The organism is Campylobacter sp. FOBRC14 (genome assembly GCF_000287855.1).
Lineage (GTDB): Bacteria > Campylobacterota > Campylobacteria > Campylobacterales > Campylobacteraceae > Campylobacter_A > Campylobacter_A curvus.
Window position 1 is genome coordinate 1 of sequence record NZ_ALJJ01000016.1, and the last position, 16826, is coordinate 16826.

The following is a 16826-nucleotide window of genomic DNA, read 5'->3' on the forward strand; positions in this document are numbered from 1 at the left end:
CACGTCTTGGGCGAGGCGGGCGGAGTTTTCGGGGCTGACCTCTAAGCGGTCAATGACGACTTTGATCGTGTGCTTTTTGGTCTTGCTTAGCTCGATCTCTTCATCAAGCCGTACCATGACGCCATCGATCTGCGCGCGCACGAAGCCTTTATTTCTTAAATTTTCGATTAGATCCGCCCACGTGCCCTTTTTCTCTCGCACGAGCGGGGCGTAGAGCACGACCTTTGCGCCAGCTGGGAGTTTTGAAATTTGCGCGATGATGTCGGCTGCGCTCATTTTGGAGATCGGTTTGCCGCATTTGTGGCAGTGCTGGATGCCTACGCGTGCGTAGAGCAGGCGCAGATAATCGTAAATTTCAGTTATCGTGCCAACTGTCGAGCGTGGATTTTTAGACGTCGTTTTTTGATCTATGGCGATTGCTGGCGTTAGACCCTCGATCTTATCGACATCGGGCTTTCCGACGCGGTCGAGAAACTGCCGTGCGTAGCTGCTTAGGCTCTCGATATATCTGCGCTGCCCCTCGGCATAAAGCGTATCAAAGGCAAGCGTGCTCTTGCCGCTACCGCTAAGCCCCGTGAAAACCACGAGCTTATTTTTTGGAATTTGCAAATTTATATTTTTTAGATTGTGCTCACGCGCACCCGTTATCTTAATAATGTCATTCATTTTTAGCCTTTTTGATATGCAAAATTTAATTTTTGCAATCTTTGATTTTAGCCAAAAAGGTGTAAAATTTTCATAAATTTAAGAGCTAAAATTTTATATTAAGAAGGTACATTTATATCATTTTCAGCTTTTTTTGATATTCTACGCAAAATTTTCAAAGGAGAAACCATGTCAGTAAAGATCACAGACATTTGCATAAGCTGCGGCTCTTGCATAGACGAATGTCCAGTAGAAGCTATCGTTGATGATAGCGACAACCCAACAGGAGAGGATACATACTACGTGTATGCAAACAAATGCGTAGAGTGCGTCGGCTATAACGATGAACCGGCCTGTGCCTCAGCCTGTCCGACCGACGGCTGCATCGTATGGGACAGCGTAGTAGCGGGACAACCATCTCGTGAACAAATCAGCGCAGACCAACGCTTAGGCACGACAGCCGTCATTGCTTAAAATTTTAGGCTCAAGTTTTGGGCCTATTTGATTTTTAAACTTTTTTTGATATAATTGCCAACTTCATTAAAAACACTTTAACGTTAAGGGAAATTTTATGCAAAGAACACTTTCTATCATCAAACCTGATGCCGTTAAGAAAAATGTCGTCGGAAAAATCATAGATAGATTTGAAAGCAACGGGCTAAGGATCGCTGCTGCAAAGAAAGTAAAACTAAGCAAATGCGATGCAAAAGCGTTTTACGCCGTTCATAGCGAGAGACCGTTTTTCAACGATTTAGTCGAGTTCATGACGAGCGGACCAGTCGTGGTCATGGTGCTTGAGGGCGAAAATGCAGTAGCTAAAAACCGCGAGCTAATGGGCGCGACAAATCCTAAAGAAGCTGCCGCTGGCACTATCAGAGCGGACTTTGCAGAGAGTATCGACGCAAATGCAGTCCATGGAAGCGATAGCCTAGAAAACGCTATAAACGAGATAAATTTTTTCTTTGCAGCAAGAGAAATTTGCTGATTAGGGCCAAATTTTGAAAATAGCGTTTGCGAAAGTCGCAAATAAAAATATTGATTTTGAATTAAAAGATAAAAATTTAAATTTTAGTGGAATTTTAAAGAGGCTTGATCCCAAGCTTGTCGAATGCCTCGGCAAAATGAAAGGTGAAATTTCATATATCTGCGATAGATGTGGATGCGAAATGACGCTACCAGTCGATCAAGACGTCAAGCTTATTTTAAGCGAGGGTATTTATGTCGATAAAGAGAACGAACTTAGCGATACGATGGAATTTTTTGACGGAGATATCGATTTAAACGAAGTTTTTAAAAGTGAATTAGAAGCTTTTAAGAGCGATTATTTTTATTGTGAAAATTGTAGAAATTTATAAAAGGAGAACAAAATGGCAGTACCAAAGCGAAGAGTGAGTCATTCTCGTGCAGCAAAACGCAGAACGCACTACAAAGTTACACTTCCAGTGCCCGTAAAAGATAAAGACGGCTCATGGAAAATGCCTCATCGCATAAACAAAACAACCGGTGAATATTAAAAAATGATTCGCATTGCTATTGACGCTATGGGTGGGGACTTCGGCCCCGAGCCTATAATCGCGGGCGTGGTAGAAGCGCTAAAAGATACTAAATTTTCGGCCGTCCTCGTCGGAGATAGCAATGCCATAAAGCCGCTCATACCTGAAATGTATCTAAAAAATATCGCTTTTTTAGAAGCGGCCGAAGTCATTTCTATGGCTGAGGGTGCTACGGACGCTTTAAAACGTAAAGAAAGCAGCATCTATAAAGCAATAGAGCTTTTGAAAAACAAAGAGGTCGACGCAGTAGTTTCTGCCGGACATAGCGGCGCAACGATGAGCCTAGCTACACTAAGGGTAGGCAGACTAAAAAATGTCGCACGTCCTGCGATAGCTACCTTGATGCCAAATTCTAAAGAGTCCACGACCCTTGTTCTTGATGTCGGGGCGAATGTGGATTGTAGGAGCGAGCATCTATTCCAGTTTGCAGTGATGGGCGAAGCCTATGCTAAAGAAATTTTAAATCGCAAACTCCCTCGCGTAGGTCTTTTGTCAAACGGCGAAGAGGCCTGCAAAGGCAACGAAGTGAGTAAAGAGGCTTTCGAGCTTGTCTCAAGGCTTGACAGCTTCGTAGGCAATGCCGAAGGAAATCAAGTCTTTGACGGAAGCGTAGATGTCATAGTCTGCGACGGATTTATAGGCAACATCCTTTTAAAAACTAGCGAGGGCGTAGCCGATGCGATAGGCAAGATCATCAAAAAACAAGTCAAAAAATCGCCTCTTGCGATCGCTGGCTCAGTTTTGATGAAAAAGGTCTTTAGAACACTGAAAAAACAAGTCAGCTACGATGAATACGGCGGCGCACCACTACTTGGCATAAACGGCTGTGTCATCATAAGTCACGGCAAAAGTAACTCCAAAGCCATAAAAAATGCGATATTCCAAGCGATAAATTTTGCGAATTCAAACATCAATAAAGTTATCGAAGAAGAACTCTCGCATTTTGCAAGATAAAATATGCTAAAAGCTTCGCTGATATCCATAGCTTCATACGTTCCTGAAAAAATTTTAACGAATTTCGATCTTGAAAAGATGGTCGACACAAGTGATGAATGGATCGTAAAACGCACAGGTATAAAAGAGCGCTATATCGCAGAAGGCGAGATAACGAGCGATCTTGGTACCAAAGCCGCCAAACTAGCCATAAAACGGGCAGGATTAGAAAAGTCCCAAATAGATGCGATCATCTGTGCTACGATGTCACCGGATCATCTTTGTATGCCGTCCACCGCTTGTAAGATCGCCGCAAATTTAGGCCTGGACTACGGCATAACGGCATTTGACATAAGTGCGGCTTGCACGGGGTTCATCTATCTTTTACAGCTTGCAAATTCATTGATTAAAAGCGGAGCGAAAAAAAATGTTTTGATCGTGGGAGCCGAGAAGCTTAGCTCGGTAGTCGATTACACCGATAGAAGCACCTGCATACTTTTTGGAGACGGTGCCGGTGCGGCGATCATCAGCGCAAGTGATGAAAACGAGATAATCGATATCCACACCGCAAGCGACGGGACACAGTCGCATCTTTTGATAACTCCTGGCTGTGGCAGTGCATATCCGGCCAGCGATGAAACGCTGGCAAAAAGGCTAAATTTCATACATATGTCCGGCAACGAGGTCTTTAAGATCGCCGTTCAAACGCTGACAAAAAGCGTCATCGAAATTTTAGAACGAAACAATATGACAAGCCGCGATATAGACTTTTTCGTGCCTCATCAGGCAAATATCCGTATCATCGAAGCAGTCAAACAACGCCTTGATTTTAAAGACGAGCAGTGCGTATTGACGATAGCAAAATATGGCAACACGAGCTCCGCATCGATACCGATGGCGATAAACGACGCCTATGAAAGCGGCCGCATCAAAAACGGCTCGACCTTACTGCTTGACGCCTTTGGAGGCGGTTTCACTTGGGGCTCGGCTATACTAAAATTTGGCGGCAAAAATTTCTATCAAATTTGAAATTTAGCTAAAATATAAAACCTCACCAAATCCGGTCATCAAAATTTCAAAACAAACTAGGATTATCTAAAATTTTAGGTTCTGTTACAATAAATCATTGATACTTGCTTCGCAAACCCTGCTCGCTCCGCAAAGCGCCGAACATATAGCACGATTTACGCGGTCAGCTACCGCTTCCCTGTAAATCGGCGGCGATAGCGTCGCTTCACAAGGTTTGGCTTCGCTTTTGAAAGCTGAAAATCAATGAAATATTTTAATAGAGCAAAATTTTATAATATTTTTATCTTATTTTAAAGTTTTAGCGATATAATTTTGCAATTAATAAATTTTATTATAAGGAGAACAGAAATGTTAGTAACAAAAAAAGCACCTGATTTCACAGCTGCGGCAGTTTTAGGCAACAATCAAATCGTAAATGATTTCAACCTATATAAAAATATCGGCGAGAAGGGCGCAGTCGTATTTTTCTACCCGATGGACTTTACCTTCGTTTGCCCAAGCGAGATCATCGCGTTTGACAAAAGATATGACGAATTTAAGGCTCGCGGTATCGAGGTAATCGGCGTTTCATGCGACAATCAATTCTCACACTTTGCGTGGAAAGAAACTCCGGTAAATAAAGGCGGCATCGGCAAAGTGCGCTTCCCGATAGTTGCCGATATGACAAAGTCTATCGCTCGCGGCTTTGACGTGCTTCTTGAGGATGCCGGCGTCGCGCTTCGCGGCTCATTTTTACTAGACAAAGACGGCACTGTCCGCCACGCAGTCATCAACGACCTTCCGCTAGGTAGAAACATCGACGAGATGATCCGTATGGTCGATACGATGCTATTTACGAACGAGCACGGCGAGGTTTGCCCTGCAGGCTGGCACAAAGGTGATGAGGGCATGAAGCCAAGCACCGAGGGCGTAGCCGACTATCTTTCACACAACGAAAACAAACTTTAATCAAAAAGGCGGAGCTCTCCGCCTTTTAAACCAAAATTCACCAAATAAATCTTTAATATAAATTTCAATATGATACCATTTCATGAATAATCGATTTGGAGAAATTTATGGAATTCAAAGGACGACAAGAGCTTGCTACAAGCTGCACGGAGATCATCTCAAATTTTAAAAGCGACTTTATAAATGACGGCGTGATTTTTTGCAAAAGGGCGAATTTAGACGTTTCAAACGGGCAACTAAAAGCAGTACTTGAAAATATATTCGACTCGCTTTTACTGCAAGATCCAAACGCACAGTCGCTTCATAAAGGGCTCGAAAATGCGGTCAAAGGGGAGCTGGAGCGTAGCGATCTTTTAAATTTCATATTTTTAAATTTGATCTTAAAATTTAACGACAATCATCAAAACCCCGCACACCTAAGCTACTTCATCTACGCCGTAGAGCGTCTAACAGACACCCTAAATCACGCCTCACCAAAGGATGAAACGAGCGACGTAGTGATGGGGCAGACAAATTCATTTTTATTTGAAGATCCTATAAACACATTTTCGCGGATGAAAACAGCCAAGGCAAAGCCTGAATTTCTAAATTTATACGACGGAGTCAATATAAAACACGAGGCGCAAATTTTAGATGTGCAAGAAGACAGCGTCGTCTTTGGCGTCGATATCATGCAAATTTTAGCCATGAAGCAAGAGGGCAACGGCTTCATACTGCCAAACGAGTATTTCCCCAAGCATCTAAAATCGGACATCTCGGACTTTAGCATAGCAGATAAAAGTGTGACGCTTTCAAATTTCTCCCGCATATCCAAAATGAACGCGAATCTGCGAAAATTCCAACGCGTCCATCCGAATAAATTTACAAAGGTCCTGTTAAAAAACGATAGAGCCGAGCTTCACGGCAACCTCTACGATATCTCGGACGGCGGACTTAGCGTGCTTAGCTCCGAGTCGGCGGACTTCAAAGACGGCGAAGATATAGAGGCGTTTTTCGAGCTTATGATACCTCAAACTGCGCCGCAAAATGTCCATCTGAAGCTACGCCTCATCACCGAGCTGGCATACAAAGGCTACATAAGATACTGCATGCAAATAATCGGCGAGAGTCAAATAGTGCAGGAATTTACGAGCGCACGCGTCCAAGAGACGCTAGACGAGCTACGAGCGCGCATCAGCCTCTATCAATAAGGACGCCAAATGAAAAGCATACAAGAAAATTTAAAGCTCTTTTACATCGGTCTAAAAGACGAAGAGCCGTTTTTTTATAAAAACAAAGACCTCACGACTCACGCAGCCATCATCGGTATGACCGGCAGCGGTAAGACCGGGCTTGGCATCACTTTACTAGAAGAGGCCTGCATAGACAACATCCCCTCCATCATCATCGATCCTAAGGGAGATATGACGAATTTAGCCCTCACCTTCCCTGATATGAGTGCTGATGATTTTCGGCCTTATATAGATGAGAACGAGGCGGCAAATAAGGGACTAAGCGTAGATGAGTGCGCCAAAAAAGAGAGTGAAATTTGGAGCGAGGGCATAGAGGCGAGCTATCAAAATTTAGAACGCGTGAAGCTTTTAAAAGACAGCGTCGATCTCACCATCTATACACCAAAAAGCTCCGCCGGTGTGGGCGTAGCCTTGCTTAGCGACTTTGCCCGCCCAAATTTAAGCGACGAGGAGAGCTTTAGCAACTATATAAATTCGCTCGCCGCTTCGGTGCTGTCTTTGATCGGCATAAACGACGAAGATATGAGCTCAAAAGAGCAGCTTTTAGTAGCTAGCATATTTGATGCGAAATTTAAAGAGGGTCGCGACGTCACGCTAGAGGAGCTCATCGGCTTCATCGCTAATCCTCCGTTTAAAAAGATCGGTGTATTTGACGTAGATACGTTTTATCCCGGCGATCAGCGCATAAAGCTTGCAATGAAGATAAACACGCTCATAGCAAGCCCTAGTTTCAAGGGCTGGAGCGAGGGCGTGAAGCTTGATATCTCAAAGATGTTCTTTGATGAAAACGGTAAGGCAAAATGCAATATCTTCACCATCTCGCACCTAAGCGACAGCGAGCGGATGTTTTTCGTGACGCTTCTTTTAAACGAGATCATCGCCTGGATGCGAACGACAGAGGGTACGGGCTCGCTAAGAGCGATCCTTTACATGGATGAAATTTTCGGCTTTTTCCCGCCAAATGGCAATCCGCCGTCCAAAACGCCGATGCTAACGCTCTTAAAACAAGCTCGCGCTTTTGGCATAGGCTGCGTTTTGAGCACTCAAAACCCGGTCGATCTTGACTACAAAGGCCTTAGCAACATCGGCACATGGTTCATCGGTAGGCTCCAAACCGCACAGGACAAGGCTCGCGTGATAGACGGCCTTACCGGCATCTCAGGCTCAGCGGCGAACAAGACGCAGCTTGAAAATATGATCTCAAATTTAGCCAAGCGAAGCTTTTTGCTCAAAAACATCAACGAAGACGGTCTAAACATCATCAGCACGCGCTGGGCGTTGAGCTATCTAAAAGGCCCTTTAAGCCGCGAGCAAATTTCAAATTTGATGCGAGATAAAAAAGACGGCCTGCAAGCCATAAAAGCTAAAAAAGCAGATCTAAAAAGCGCGCCAAAGCCGATACTATCAAACGAGATCGAGCAAATTTACAGCGCCCAGGCAAGCGAAATTTTGACTCCGAATTTACTGGCAACCGCCAAAGTGCGCTTTTACGACACAAAAAAAGGCATCGATGCGGTGAAGCAAATTTCATATCTTTACGCACTGGACGAAAATGACAAGAGCGCGGACTGGACGCAAGCTAGCGAAGATACCGAGCTAAATTTAAGGACTGACGCCAAGGAGGACGCCAGCTATGAAATTTTGCCTGGCTTTGTAGCAAACGCTAAAAATTTCAACGATATAAAACGCGATTTTAAGGAATTCGTATTTAGAAATTATAAACTTGAAATTTTCGAGGCGATGGGCATCAGCTCAAAACCGACAGAGGATAAAGAGCAGTTTTTCGTGCGTCTACAAGATCGCTGCAATGAAATTTTGGAGGAAAAAACTGCTGAGCTTACGGCAAAATTTGAAAAAGAAAAGGCCAAGCTCGAAGAAAAGCTGAACAAAGCCCTAGCCAAGCTTGATAAAGAGCAAAAAGATATGACCGCAAGCGGGCTGAATGCGGCGATAAATATCGGCGCTAGCATCATAGGTGCGCTTTTTGGCAACAAACTGCTTTCACGCTCGAATGCCACCAAGATCGCCTCGAGCGCAAGGAGCGCCAACCGCGTGCTAAAAGAGCGAAGCGACGTGAAGCTCAGCGAGCAAAGCGTAAATGAGATAAACGCGCAAATAGACGAGCTGGCAGGCTCTTTTGAGCAGCAAGCGCAGGCACTAAAAGAGGCTAACGACATCAAAAATATCACGCTAAACGAGGTGCAAATTTCACCCAAAAAGAGCGATATTTATGACGAAAAAGTCGTGCTTTTGTGGAGATGATTTATAAAAACGTCAGTGAAATTTTACTATCATCACGATTTTTAAACGCATAAAGGTAAAAAATGAATGAAAATTTGATGCTTTATTTGATAGCTTATTTGCTCGGCGGAGTGCCGTTTGGGCTGATATTTGGTAAAATTTTCGCCAAAGTGGATATAACTACCGAGGGTAGCGGCAGTATCGGCGCGACGAACGTTTTGCGCGTATTAAAACAGCACGATCCAAAACTCGCCAAAAAAATAGCCATCTTGACTGTCGTTTTTGACGTCCTAAAGGGCGTAGCGCCTATCTTGATCGCTCGCGCTTTCGATGTGAGTCAAAGCGTGCTTTGGGGCATGGCGGTGCTTAGTGTAGTCGGGCACTGCTTTTCGCCATTTTTGAAATTCGAAGGAGGCAAAGGTGTAGCGACGGGTGCTGGCGTCATAGCCTGCTTTTTGCCTCTCGAGATCGCGATAGCCCTTCTGGCGTGGTTTTTGATCGGTAAAATTTTAAAGATAAGCTCCCTGGCCTCACTTGGCGCACTTGCGGCGCTCATCATCACTAGCTTCATCTTGTATCCTGAGATGAACGGCATTCATAGCCATGCACCGCTTTTGATCATCGCATTTTTGGTAGTTTATAAGCACCTGCCAAACATCAAGCGTCTACTAAGCGGGACGGAACAAAAAGTGATATGAGCCAAAAAATCACGACGCTCATCAAAGATCATGAGTTTGAAACGATCATCGGGATGATTGACTTTGAGCGCATCACGCCTCAAAAAGTGCGTATGAACGCTAGTTTTTGCAGTAGCGGATTCATCGACTATGTCAGCGTGATAGAATTTATAGAAAAATTTTATAACGAGCGAAAATTTAAAAGTGTCGAAGAGTCGCTTGAAGCTACTTCAAAGGCTTTAAAAGAAAATTTTAAGGATCTGATTTCCTTAAATTTAGAAATTTTAAAAATCGAAATCCTGAAAAATGCGACGGTCGGTGCGAAAATAGAATCCGTTTATTAAAAATTTATTAAAGTATCTTGAAGTCCTGCTTAATTTATGATATAATCCCCTACAAATTTTAGTTTAAGGAAAAAAAATGCGTATCTTGATAGTAGAAGACGAAGTGACGCTAAACAAGACGATTGCAGAAGGACTGCAAGAATTCGGCTACCAGACGGATAGCTCGGAGAATTTCAAGGATGCCGAATACTACATCGGCATAAGAAATTACGATCTGGTTTTGACAGACTGGATGCTCCCAGACGGCGACGGAGTCGATCTCATAAATGTCATAAAACATAAATCTCCACGCACATCAGTAGTCGTGATCTCTGCAAAAGACGACAAAGACAGCGAGATAAAAGCGCTTCGCGCCGGAGCTGACGACTACATTAGAAAACCGTTTGACTTTGATGTTTTGGTAGCGCGCCTAGAGGCAAGACTACGATTTGGCGGCACTAACATAATAAAAATCGACGATCTTATAATCAACCCTGACGAGGAAAAGATCACGTATCTTGGCCGTGACATCGAGCTAAAAGGCAAGCCGTTCGAGGTCTTGACACACCTTGCTCGCCACTCCGATCAGATCGTCTCTAAAGAGCAACTCCTTGACGCCATCTGGGAAGAGCCTGAGCTAGTCACTCCAAACGTGATCGAAGTAGCGATCAATCAAATCCGCCAAAAAATGGACAAACCGCTAAATATCTCAACTATCGAAACAGTAAGAAGACGCGGATATAGATTTTGCTTTCCCAAAAAAGCTTAAGAAATAGATTTATACTGCAATTAGCCTCCGCATCGATGATGCTGATTGCAGTTATTTCAGTAATGTTATATTACTACATCAGGGTCACCGTCTTTGAGACGGTCATCCAAGAACTCAGCCACGAAGCTAACCAAATAATAACCAACCCTCAAAAATACAATCCTTTAAATTTGCAAAATTTCATCATACAAGAGCCAAATCAAACCGAAACCTTAGTGCAAATAAAGCAAGGTCAGCTTACTCAGAAAAAGCCCTATTTCTCGCTATTTCAAAATGGAGAGCAAAGCTTTACCACGCTAGCGGTTCCATACATCAACGATGATTCTTATATGATACTTAAAAAAGAGACGACATTGCAAAGCAAGATCGTCGAGCAAATTTTCGTAGACATCATCATCGTAAATGCCACGGCGATACTGCTCGTGCTTTTTTACGCACTGTTTTTATCAAGGATGCTGCTACTACCTATAAGGACGCTGTCTGCGAAGCTGACAAAGCTTGACGAGAAATTTTTAAAAGAGATAGACATCAAAAGTCTGCCTGATGAATTTTATCCGCTTGGCAACAGCATAAATAAGCTCATTTCGCGTATCCAAACGTTCGTAGAGTATCAAAAAGAGCTTTTTGTCGGCGTCGCGCACGAGCTGAAAACGCCACTTGCCGTCATGAAGACCAAAAACGAAGTGACTCTCATAAAAACAAGAGAGAGCGAAAAATATATCGAAGCGCTAAGATCGAACAACGAAGCGATAAACAATATGAACAGCATGATAAGCTCGGTGCTAGAGATCGGACGTCAGGAGGGAGCGCAGTTTGAAGAGCCCGTAAATACAGACATCATCGGCTTTTTAAACAAGCTTGGCAACAACTTTCAAATTTTGGCTCGTGCAGAGGAAAAGAACATCATCATGTCCCTGCAGCCTGAAATTTTGAACATGAAGATCCAAACCACGCTACTCACTCACGTCATACAAAATTTCGTCCAAAACGCTATAAAATTTTCACCCAAAGACTCAAATATCACTATCCTTTCAAGGACCGAGAAAAACAGCTTCATCATCGAGGTCATCGACGAAGGCATCGGCATAGACGAGAGCAAAGATCTTTTTGCGCCGTTTAAGAGATTTGGCGATAAAGGCGGAGCCGGACTCGGGCTATTTCTAGCAAAGGGGGCGGCGCAAGCTCTTGGCGGTAGCGTCGCTATCAAAAACCGCAAAGACGGCAAAAGCGGCGCAGTCTCTACCCTCACGCTACCTATAAAAATCAACTAGGAAATTTCATGGCAAAACGCACCGCTGTAATAGATCTAGGCTCAAATTCCATGCGAATGGCGATATTTGAGCGCACCTCTCGCTGGGCGTTTTTCATACTGGGCGAATACAAAATGCGCGTGCGCCTAGGCGAAGGCGGCTATGATAGCAGCAACGAAATATCCGAAAAATCGATGCAAAAGGCATATGAGGCGCTGGCGGAATTTAAAAATATCGCAAAAAGCTACAAATGCACCAAAATTTTATGCGTCGGCACCTCAGCACTTAGAGACGCACCAAATTCCACCGAGTTCATCTCGATGATACGTAAAAAACTGGGCATCGGCATAAGGGTCATCGACGGCAAAGCCGAGGCCACTTACGGAGCGATCGCAGCCAAAAATCTGCTATGTCCCCTAGACGAGGGCGTCACGATAGATATCGGCGGCGGCTCGACCGAGCTAGCTCGCATAAGCGGTGGCAAAATCGTCGATACCATATCGCTTGACGTGGGCACGGTGCGTGTAAAGGAGCTATTTTTTGACAGTAAAAATACCGCCAAACTGCCAAACTTCCTGGCGCAAATCACGGCAAAAATACCTACAAATTTCAAATGCCAAAATTTGATAGCCATCGGCGGAAGCCTAAGAGCCATATCGGGCGCCATAATGAGCGGCTCAGGCTATCCGTTAGCGACGCTTCACGGCTTTTGTTATAAACTTAGCGAGCAAAAAAATTTCATCCAAAGCATCGCCGATTCGAGTGTCTTGGAGCTTAATAAATTTCCAATCAAAAAGGACAGATACGATACGATACGCGAAGGAGCGCATATATTTTTAGCGATTAGTGGCGCACTTGAGGCTAAGAACATCTACACGAGCGGCGTTGGCGTGAGAGAGGGTGTATTTTTGAGCGACTTCTTGCGCCCTAGCATGAAATTCCCGCAAAATTTCAACCCGAGCGTAAAAAGCCTGCAAGATCGCTTTATGCTCACGGACAACAAAGCCGTCACAAGGTACGCAAAAGAGATATTTTTGTCCCTAAGCAAGATCCACAAGCTAAAAGACGAGCATCTAAACGCATTGCTAGTGGCCTCAAAGCTTTACAATGTCGGGCAAGATATAGGATTTTACGGGGATCACAAAAACTCGGCATACATCATCCTAAATGGCTTAAATTTCGGGTTTTCACACGAGCAAAAGGCACTGATCGCAGCGATCATCGGCACTAACGGCAAAAAGATCATTTATGAATTCGAGCGATATAAAAATTTACTCCCAAAACCAGAATGCATAAGATGGTTAAGCTTCATGCTCTCGCTCGCAAAAGCGCTTAATATAAACTGCGCGGCGGCTAAGCTCGGGTTTGAATTTACCGGCCATACGCTTAAAATTTATGGAGCTAAAAATCTAGCGATGGCTAAAGATGAGATAAAAAAGATAGCAAAGCCTGAAATTTTCGCGATCTCGTTTATTTAAATTCAACAAGGTCTAATTAGCGGCGCCTAGTTCATACTCATTTTATCTTTGTAGTTGTTGAGGCTGTTTTGACGCTCTTGTAAAAATGCGCCCAGTTTCTTTTTATTTTCCTCGAAAAACGCCGTGAAGTCCTGCTCGTTTTGTATCTTGTCCTCACCAAAGCTATCAAGCATCACGTTTGAGCTACCTACGAGCACCAAATAGCGCCTATTTTCGTAGCTTAGAAGCATGAGTTTGTTCACGCGATCGAGCGGTTTTTCATAGATTACGTTTACGTCGTTGTTTTGATTTTTTAGTAGCCAGTTTATAGATTTCGTACTGTTTGGCTCGCTACTTTTTGCATTTGCAAAGCCGCTAAATTCGCTCTTGCTGACCATGATCTTTTTAAATATGAACAAAAATATCAAAAGCGCTAGCAAAACGCCAAGCACGATGAAATATCTCGCATCGACGATAGGTTCGGGCTCGCTTTGCAGTGCTTGAGTCGGCGGCTCGATCTTTGCGCTGGCTTGTGGCATATTTGCAACCTGAGAGGCGGTATTTTTAGGGCTTACTCGTATGCGAAGCCCAAATCCATCGGTCGTTTTAGAGGCGTTTACGATGATAGCATCTTGAGATTTTAGGTTTATGATCAGTGAATTTTGCTTTGGTTCGATGTCTAGCTCTTGAACGATTTTAGAATTTATATTCTTATTGACGCTTTGTTCGTAGCTTAGAGAATTTAAGATGAGCGAAGTCGTGTTCTTCTCGCGTTTTTGAAAGATATTGCCCTCATAAGGTGCGTCAAAACTAAGCATTATATCTACGCGGTCCGTACGCTCATAGATGTTATAGGTAAGCAAATTTGAGGCAAATATCGGTAGCATCACGCTCAAAAATAATAAAATAAATCTCATAAAAGCTCTTTTTTAAAGTATTGTATGACTGATTTGGAGTCTAAAATTTCATTGATCCTTATGGCTAAATTTTTCTCATAAACCATTACTTCGCCCTTGCCGAAAATTCTGTTGTTTATATAAAGTTCGACACTCTCGCCAGCCGGTTTTTCAAGATCGATGACCGAGCCCGCTTCAAATTTCAAAAGCTCGTTTATGCTGATCGTGGTCGTACCAAGCTCAGCTATGAAATCAACGCTGATATCCATCAGCTCGTCGTAGCTCTTGAAAAGTCCCAGCTGCTCTAAAGTCTCTATCGCGTCGTCTTCGTTCATGCTCTGTTATAGCCTATTTGAAATGTTCGATTTTTCATTTTATACACAAATTTTTCTTCAAGTTTGATGCGAAATACATCGACTTCGCCTAAAAATTCCGGCGTCCCAAGCTTATACGCATTGTTTTCACGCTCGTTTAGCAGGTTTTTGGCCTTGCCGATGATTTGATTTGCTATCTCCTTGCAAAGATCGTCCAAATCGCCTCCGTCGATATCGCTATGACCAAAAAACGCCTCCATGAAAAGCTTTAGCGTATCTTTTTTGAAAAACAGATAAAAGTGGTATTCGCTTTTGCCCTTATAAACTGGTATGCTAGCACCATAGACCCCTTTACCGATGCTCGCACCGCTTTTTACCTCAAACCCCAAAGTGTCCGTGCAAAGATACCTAGTCGCGGCATCTATAACCTCTTTCATGTCCTTCCTTAAAATCCAAAATTAGCTTTTATTATACTTTGCATTTACTAAATTCGCTCTAAAATTTATAAACGTTTTCAAAAAAGCTTTTCTATCTGGCTCATTAGCTCGTCTCCGCTAAATTTAGCCGTGAGCTTTACGATCTGCGTGCCGATGATCGCACCATCGGCGTAGGATTTGACTAAATTTGCGTCTTGCGCATTTTTCACGCCAAAGCCCACAGCCACGGGCAGATCGCTTTTTTGCTTTAAGCTAGCGACTAGGCTTTTTAGTCGCTCTTCGCTCGCTCTTTGCGACCCGCTCACACCGATAGCTCCCAGCGCGTAGATGAAGCCTGAGCCCACGCTTAAAATTTTATCCGCTCTGCCGGCTGACGTCACGCTGATGAGCGGGATGAGATCAAGCTTAAATTTATCGCACAGCGAGCGCACCTCCTCGCACTCTTCAAAGGGCAGATCGGGGATGATAAAGCCACTGATGCCGACCTCACCGGAACGCTTGATAAATTTCTCCACCCCGTAAGCAAATACGATGTTGTAATACACCAAAAAAACGATCGGCTTTTTCACGTCCGCCTTGACCTCGTCTAAAATTTCAAAGATCGTGTCGGTATTCACGCCCTTTGCCGCGGTCTCAAAGCTAGCCTGGGCGATGAGCTTGCCGTCTGCTAGCGGGTCGGAGTATGGTATGCCAAGCTCGAGTAAATCAAGCGAGCTGGCGTCTAAATTTAACAAAAACTCTTTCGTGTGCTCTAAGCTTGGATAGCCAGCGACGATGTAACCGATGTTTGCCTTTTTGCCCTCAAATGCGCGCGCGATCTTATCCATAAATTTTTCCTTTCTCGTAGCTCATCACGGTGTTCATGTCCTTGTCGCCTCTGCCGGAGACATTTACGACGATCGTTTTTTTGCCGCTTAGCGTAGGGCAGAGTTTCGCTAGATACGCCAGCGCGTGCGAGCTCTCGATCGCCGGGATGATGCCCTCTAAGCGGCTAGTAAGCTTCAAAGCCTCGATACACTCGTCATCCGTCACGCCCTCATAATGCGCCCTTTTGATGTCGTGCAGGTGCGAGTGCTCCGGGCCGACACCCGGGTAGTCAAGCCCCGCCGAGATACTATGCACGGGGGCGATCATGCCGTAGCTATCCTGCAAGACGATGGTTTTCATACCGTGGATGATGCCCTCGCGCCCCTTTGTGAGTGTGGCCGCGTGATATGGCGTGTCCGCCCCCAGCCCCGCCGCCTCGACGCCGATCAAATTTACGTCCGTATCGTCCAAAAACGCGCTGAAAATGCCTATCGCGTTACTGCCCCCGCCCACGCAGGCGACGATATAGTCGGGCTTTACGCCAAATTCAGCCAGCTGCTCTTTGGTCTCGCGCCCGATGACACTTTGCAGATCGCGCACGATCTTTGGATACGGGTGCGGGCCGACCGCCGAGCCGATGATGTAAAATGCGCTTTCTATCTCATTTACCCACGCCTGAATTGCCGCCGTGGTCGCTTCTTTGAGCGTTTTTAGCCCCTCTTCGATACTGATGACATTTGCGCCAAGCAGCTGCATCCTAAACGCATTTAACTGCTGACGCGCCACATCGGTTGCGCCCATATACACGTCGCACTCTAAGCCCAAAAGTGCCGCCGCAGTCGCGCTCGCCACGCCGTGCTGCCCCGCACCGGTCTCAGCCAGCACCTTTTTTTTGCCCATTTTTTGAGCTAGCAGGGCTTGTCCCAGCGCGTTATTTATCTTGTGCGCGCCCGTGTGGTTTAGATCCTCGCGCTTTAAGTAAATTTCATGCCCGTAGTGCGCGCTTAGGCGTTTGGCGTGATATAGCGGGCTTGGGCGACCGACATAGTGCTTTAAAAGATCGTCCAGCTCCGCCTTAAACTCGCTCGTTTTGGCGATCTTTTCATACGCCTCTTCCAGCTCGTTTAACGCAAACATCACGGTTTCGGGTACGAACTGCCCGCCAAATTTTCCAAAATATGCTTTTTTATTCACTTTTTGTCCTTTTTAAATTTGTGTCTTTTAAATGCTTCGCAAATCTTATTTGCTCCGCAAGACGCCGAACATATAGCACGATTTTTGCGGTCAGTCTTACGACTTCCCTAAAAATCGGCGG

At 44.6% G+C, this 16826-nt stretch carries 19 protein-coding genes and 1 pseudogene; 14 read left to right on the forward strand and 6 right to left on the reverse strand.

Annotation, left to right across the window (positions count from 1 at the left end; all coding sequences use genetic code 11):
• Window positions 1–666 (reverse strand): annotated as a pseudogene (locus HMPREF1139_RS07330) (ATP-binding cassette domain-containing protein); the annotation flags it as partial.
• Between the two features lie 168 nt (window positions 667–834).
• On the opposite strand from HMPREF1139_RS07330, the gene HMPREF1139_RS07335 reads away from it, so the two are divergent.
• The 14 genes from HMPREF1139_RS07335 (at window position 835) to HMPREF1139_RS07400 (ending at window position 13078) form a co-directional block, all read left to right on the forward strand.
• Window positions 835–1119, forward strand: coding sequence for an NADH-quinone oxidoreductase subunit I (locus HMPREF1139_RS07335; RefSeq protein WP_009650870.1), 285 nt, complete (start codon window positions 835–837; stop codon window positions 1117–1119).
• Window positions 1120–1216: 97 nt separating this feature from the next.
• Entirely contained in the window at window positions 1217–1630 is a 414-nt protein-coding gene (gene ndk / locus HMPREF1139_RS07340; RefSeq protein WP_009650810.1) for a nucleoside-diphosphate kinase, read from the forward strand.
• Window positions 1631–1643: 13 nt separating this feature from the next.
• On the forward strand, window positions 1644–2000 hold the full coding sequence (locus HMPREF1139_RS07345) for a hypothetical protein (protein ID WP_009650890.1): 357 nt from the start codon (window positions 1644–1646) through the stop codon (window positions 1998–2000).
• 12 nt (window positions 2001–2012) lie between these two features.
• Window positions 2013–2159, forward strand: a complete 147-nt coding sequence (rpmF, locus tag HMPREF1139_RS07350; RefSeq protein WP_002942540.1) for a 50S ribosomal protein L32 — start codon at window positions 2013–2015, stop codon at window positions 2157–2159.
• Between the two features lie 3 nt (window positions 2160–2162).
• Window positions 2163–3152: a phosphate acyltransferase PlsX gene (gene plsX / locus HMPREF1139_RS07355; RefSeq protein ID WP_034966348.1), complete on the forward strand. Its 990-nt coding sequence runs from the start codon at window positions 2163–2165 to the stop codon at window positions 3150–3152.
• Window positions 3153–3155: 3 nt separating this feature from the next.
• The gene (locus HMPREF1139_RS07360) at window positions 3156–4160 is read left to right on the forward strand and encodes a beta-ketoacyl-ACP synthase III (protein WP_009650960.1); all 1005 of its coding nucleotides are present in this window, start codon (window positions 3156–3158) and stop codon (window positions 4158–4160) included.
• Between the two features lie 348 nt (window positions 4161–4508).
• Window positions 4509–5108 (forward strand): peroxiredoxin, encoded by a 600-nt coding sequence (locus HMPREF1139_RS07365; RefSeq protein ID WP_009650849.1) that lies wholly within the window; start codon window positions 4509–4511, stop codon window positions 5106–5108.
• Window positions 5109–5215: 107 nt separating this feature from the next.
• Window positions 5216–6298, forward strand: a complete 1083-nt coding sequence (locus tag HMPREF1139_RS07370) for a PilZ domain-containing protein (protein ID WP_009650967.1) — start codon at window positions 5216–5218, stop codon at window positions 6296–6298.
• A gap of 9 nt (window positions 6299–6307) precedes the next feature.
• The gene (locus HMPREF1139_RS07375; RefSeq protein ID WP_009650915.1) at window positions 6308–8602 is read left to right on the forward strand and encodes an ATP-binding protein; all 2295 of its coding nucleotides are present in this window, start codon (window positions 6308–6310) and stop codon (window positions 8600–8602) included.
• A 62-nt stretch (window positions 8603–8664) separates the two neighbouring features.
• On the forward strand, window positions 8665–9279 hold the full coding sequence (gene plsY, locus HMPREF1139_RS07380) for a glycerol-3-phosphate 1-O-acyltransferase PlsY (protein ID WP_009650775.1): 615 nt from the start codon (window positions 8665–8667) through the stop codon (window positions 9277–9279).
• Window positions 9276–9602, forward strand: coding sequence for a dihydroneopterin aldolase (locus tag HMPREF1139_RS07385; protein WP_009650878.1), 327 nt, complete (start codon window positions 9276–9278; stop codon window positions 9600–9602). The genes plsY and HMPREF1139_RS07385 overlap by 4 nt, the downstream gene beginning before the upstream one ends.
• A 76-nt stretch (window positions 9603–9678) precedes the next feature.
• On the forward strand, window positions 9679–10350 hold the full coding sequence (gene hsrA / locus HMPREF1139_RS07390; protein WP_009650782.1) for a homeostatic response regulator transcription factor HsrA: 672 nt from the start codon (window positions 9679–9681) through the stop codon (window positions 10348–10350).
• Window positions 10351–10388: 38 nt separating this feature from the next.
• A complete protein-coding gene (locus HMPREF1139_RS07395; RefSeq protein ID WP_050998745.1) occupies window positions 10389–11621 on the forward strand; it encodes a HAMP domain-containing sensor histidine kinase in 1233 nt (410 codons plus the stop codon).
• Between the two features lie 8 nt (window positions 11622–11629).
• Window positions 11630–13078 (forward strand): Ppx/GppA phosphatase family protein, encoded by a 1449-nt coding sequence (locus HMPREF1139_RS07400; protein ID WP_009650801.1) that lies wholly within the window; start codon window positions 11630–11632, stop codon window positions 13076–13078.
• Window positions 13079–13104: 26 nt separating this feature from the next.
• Here the strand turns inward: HMPREF1139_RS07400 and HMPREF1139_RS07405 are convergent, their stop codons facing one another.
• The 5 genes from HMPREF1139_RS07405 to trpB form a co-directional block, all read right to left on the reverse strand.
• Complete coding sequence (locus HMPREF1139_RS07405; protein ID WP_009650786.1) at window positions 13105–13974, reverse strand: hypothetical protein; 870 nt, start codon at window positions 13972–13974, stop codon at window positions 13105–13107.
• Window positions 13971–14288, reverse strand: coding sequence for a flagellar motor switch protein FliN (gene fliN / locus HMPREF1139_RS07410; RefSeq protein WP_009650886.1), 318 nt, complete (start codon window positions 14286–14288; stop codon window positions 13971–13973). Before fliN ends, HMPREF1139_RS07405 begins: the two co-directional genes overlap by 4 nt.
• Window positions 14285–14704: a chemotaxis protein CheX gene (locus tag HMPREF1139_RS07415; protein WP_009650834.1), complete on the reverse strand. Its 420-nt coding sequence runs from the start codon at window positions 14702–14704 to the stop codon at window positions 14285–14287. The genes fliN and HMPREF1139_RS07415 overlap by 4 nt, the downstream gene beginning before the upstream one ends.
• Window positions 14705–14781: 77 nt before the next feature.
• Window positions 14782–15531 carry a tryptophan synthase subunit alpha gene (gene trpA / locus HMPREF1139_RS07420; RefSeq protein ID WP_009650963.1) on the reverse strand — a complete coding sequence of 250 codons (750 nt, stop codon included), beginning with the start codon at window positions 15529–15531 and terminating at the stop codon, window positions 14782–14784.
• Window positions 15524–16705 carry a tryptophan synthase subunit beta gene (trpB, locus tag HMPREF1139_RS07425; RefSeq protein WP_009650904.1) on the reverse strand — a complete coding sequence of 394 codons (1182 nt, stop codon included), beginning with the start codon at window positions 16703–16705 and terminating at the stop codon, window positions 15524–15526. Before trpB ends, trpA begins: the two co-directional genes overlap by 8 nt.
• Window positions 16706–16826 lie beyond the last annotated feature (121 nt).

Bases quoted from the DNA above. Each gene is read 5' to 3' on its own strand.
- trpA (WP_009650963.1), bottom strand. From the start codon at position 15,531: ATGGATAAGATCGCGCGCGCATTTGAGGGCAAAAAGGCAAACATCGGT.
- HMPREF1139_RS07415 (WP_009650834.1), bottom strand. From the start codon at position 14,704: ATGAAAGAGGTTATAGATGCCGCGACTAGGTATCTTTGCACGGACACT.
- HMPREF1139_RS07395 (WP_050998745.1), top strand. From the start codon at position 10,389: ATGCTGATTGCAGTTATTTCAGTAATGTTATATTACTACATCAGGGTC.
- plsY (WP_009650775.1), top strand. From the start codon at position 8,665: ATGAATGAAAATTTGATGCTTTATTTGATAGCTTATTTGCTCGGCGGA.
- HMPREF1139_RS07360 (WP_009650960.1), top strand. From the start codon at position 3,156: ATGCTAAAAGCTTCGCTGATATCCATAGCTTCATACGTTCCTGAAAAA.
- HMPREF1139_RS07370 (WP_009650967.1), top strand. From the start codon at position 5,216: ATGGAATTCAAAGGACGACAAGAGCTTGCTACAAGCTGCACGGAGATC.
- HMPREF1139_RS07405 (WP_009650786.1), bottom strand. From the start codon at position 13,974: ATGAGATTTATTTTATTATTTTTGAGCGTGATGCTACCGATATTTGCC.
- HMPREF1139_RS07375 (WP_009650915.1), top strand. From the start codon at position 6,308: ATGAAAAGCATACAAGAAAATTTAAAGCTCTTTTACATCGGTCTAAAA.
- hsrA (WP_009650782.1), top strand. From the start codon at position 9,679: ATGCGTATCTTGATAGTAGAAGACGAAGTGACGCTAAACAAGACGATT.
- HMPREF1139_RS07385 (WP_009650878.1), top strand. From the start codon at position 9,276: ATGAGCCAAAAAATCACGACGCTCATCAAAGATCATGAGTTTGAAACG.
- rpmF (WP_002942540.1), top strand. From the start codon at position 2,013: ATGGCAGTACCAAAGCGAAGAGTGAGTCATTCTCGTGCAGCAAAACGC.
- ndk (WP_009650810.1), top strand. From the start codon at position 1,217: ATGCAAAGAACACTTTCTATCATCAAACCTGATGCCGTTAAGAAAAAT.
- plsX (WP_034966348.1), top strand. From the start codon at position 2,163: ATGATTCGCATTGCTATTGACGCTATGGGTGGGGACTTCGGCCCCGAG.
- HMPREF1139_RS07335 (WP_009650870.1), top strand. From the start codon at position 835: ATGTCAGTAAAGATCACAGACATTTGCATAAGCTGCGGCTCTTGCATA.
- fliN (WP_009650886.1), bottom strand. From the start codon at position 14,288: ATGAACGAAGACGACGCGATAGAGACTTTAGAGCAGCTGGGACTTTTC.
- HMPREF1139_RS07400 (WP_009650801.1), top strand. From the start codon at position 11,630: ATGGCAAAACGCACCGCTGTAATAGATCTAGGCTCAAATTCCATGCGA.
- HMPREF1139_RS07365 (WP_009650849.1), top strand. From the start codon at position 4,509: ATGTTAGTAACAAAAAAAGCACCTGATTTCACAGCTGCGGCAGTTTTA.